General features: G+C 67.8%; 1 protein-coding gene. It reads left to right on the forward strand.

Annotated elements, in window-relative coordinates:
• Positions 1–22: 22 nt before the first annotated feature.
• The coding region (locus Air01nite_RS40770) for a DUF4832 domain-containing protein (protein WP_203708888.1) at positions 23–2428 on the forward strand (2406 nt) is incomplete at its 3' end.

Here is a 2428-nt window from a genome sequence, read left to right on the forward strand (position 1 = left end):
CCTTCCAGTAGGGGAAGGCATCATGCGCACTCTGCGGTTGCTCACCGTGGCGACGCTGGTCGCCGGCCTGGGTGTGGCGGCGGTCGCCGCGCCCGCCCAGGCCGCCACCGTCACCTACCAGGCCGACCTGGCCACGGCGTTCCCGAACCCGGAACGCGGCTACCACAACCGGTACGAGATCATCAACGACCCGGCGGTCAACGACTACGTCAACGCCGCCTCGATCCCGGGCTTCAACCCGGACCTGCTGGACCGGACGTTCGCCCGCGCGCGGGCCAACGGCAACACGCTGATCCACAGCTATGTCCACCTGGACAAGTACCGGACCCAGGCTCTGCCGCAGGCGCTGCTGGACAACCTGGGGTCGGGGCTGGCCGCGGTGCGGGCCGCCGGCATGAAGATCGTGCTGCGGCCCGCGTACACCTGGGATGGTTATGTCAGTGTCGACGAGGCGCAGATCCTCGCGCACATCGGTCAACTCAACGCGGTCATCACGGCCAACGCGGACGTGGTGCTGCATCTGGAGACCGGCTACCTCGGTGCCTGGGGCGAGTGGCACACCGGTGGCCTGACCAACCCGTCGTCGGTCGAGGAGGCACCGGCCCGCTACCGCATCATGAAGCGGATCGCCGACACCACGCCGGCCACGATCCCGCTCGCGATGCGCTATCCCATCTACATCAAGGAGGTCGTCGACCCGACGTCGTGCGTCGTGCCGAGCGGCTGCACGCTGACGCAGGCGCAGAAGGACCGGATCGGTTTCCACAACGACTGCTTCCTGGCCGACTACAACGACATGGGCACCTATGACAACCCGTCGTGGATGGGTTGGTATTACATCGAGCAGAAGAAGCAGTGGATGTACGACCTGGCTACGTCGGCCGGGCACAACAAGATGGTCGGCGGCGAGACCTGCGGGTCCGACGGCTACAACGACGCCGCCTGTGTCAACGCGCAGACCGAGATGCAGAAGCTCAACTTCACCGAGATCAACGAGGACTATGCGGCCGTCAACACCGACAAGTGGAAGGCCTCGCAGTTGGCCGCCGCCGGTAACGACCCCGCTGAGACCTGCTTCGTCCGCATCAAGCGCAAGCTCGGCTATCGGCTCAGGCTGCTGGACGCGACGTTCCCGACCACCGTCGCGCCGGGCGGCGGGCTGAGCTTCACCGCGCACCTCAACAACGACGGCTGGTCCGGGCTCGTGAAGACCCGCCCGGTCTACCTCGTGCTGGACAACGGCACCAACCGCTACAACCTTCCGCTCAATGTGGATCCACGCGGCTGGCTGGCGGGTCCGAACACCGTGAGCGCGACGGTGAGCGTGCCGGGCGGGGCCTCGGCGGGCAGCTACAAGCTGGCCCTGTGGCTGCCGGATCCCAGCGCGGGTCTCCAGTCGCGCCCGGAGTACTCGGTGCGGTTTGCCAACACCGGCGTCTGGGACGCGGCCAAGGGCTACAACGTGCTCTCCACCGCGGTCACCGTCGGCGCGTGCACGGGTGACTGCACCGCGCCGTCGGTGCCGGTGGGCCTGACCGTCACCGGCGTGACGAACACCAGCGTCTCTCTGTCCTGGTCGGCGTCGACCGACAACGTCGGCGTGACCGGCTACCAGGTGTGGCGCAACGGGGTGCTCGCCGGCACGGTGGCCGGGACGTCGTACACCGACGGCGGCCGCTCGCCGGGGCAGACCTACCAGTATCAGGTCCGTTCGGTGGATGCCGCGGGGAACGTGTCGGGCCTGTCTGCGACGGTGTCGGCGACCACTTCCGGGTGCGCAGGCGACTGCACGGCGCCGAGCGTGCCCACGCTGTCAACGACCGGCAAGACCGACACGTCGGTCGCGCTGTCGTGGACGGCGTCCACCGACAACGCCGGTGTCACGGGCTACGAGGTGTTCCGTGGCGCGACATTGGTGGGCAGTCCGACCGTGACGTCGTTCACGGACAATGGTCTGACCGCGGCCACTGCTTACAGTTACACAGTTAGGGCGCGTGATGCGGCCGGCAACCGATCCGCAGCGAGCAACACCGTGTCGGTGACGACGGATGCGACGCCGCCACCGCCGACGGGCCTGGTGCTGGACAACTTCGACGGCACGCCGGCGTATCCCTCCTCGGCTCAGAACGACCTCGGGAAATGGACCGGCGGCAACTGCTTCCTCGACGGCGGCGGTTCCGGGGTTGTGACCGGTGGGGCGTTGAGCCTGCGTTACAACAACTGCGGCTGGTTCGGCTCCGACGTCGGTGTCGACCTCTCCAGCCGGACCTATCTGGTGGTCCGGGTCAAGGGCGCGGCCGGCGGAGAGCAGAGCCACTTCAACCTCGGCCTCGGCGGCTCGACCAAGGTGTTCGGCGACTTCACTTTGGACGGTGGCGCCCACCCGGTGATCACCACGAGCTACCAGGACATCCGGATCCCCATGGCC

It is taken from the genome of Asanoa iriomotensis, assembly GCF_016862515.1.
In the GTDB taxonomy this organism is placed as follows: Bacteria; Actinomycetota; Actinomycetes; order Mycobacteriales; family Micromonosporaceae; genus Asanoa; species Asanoa iriomotensis.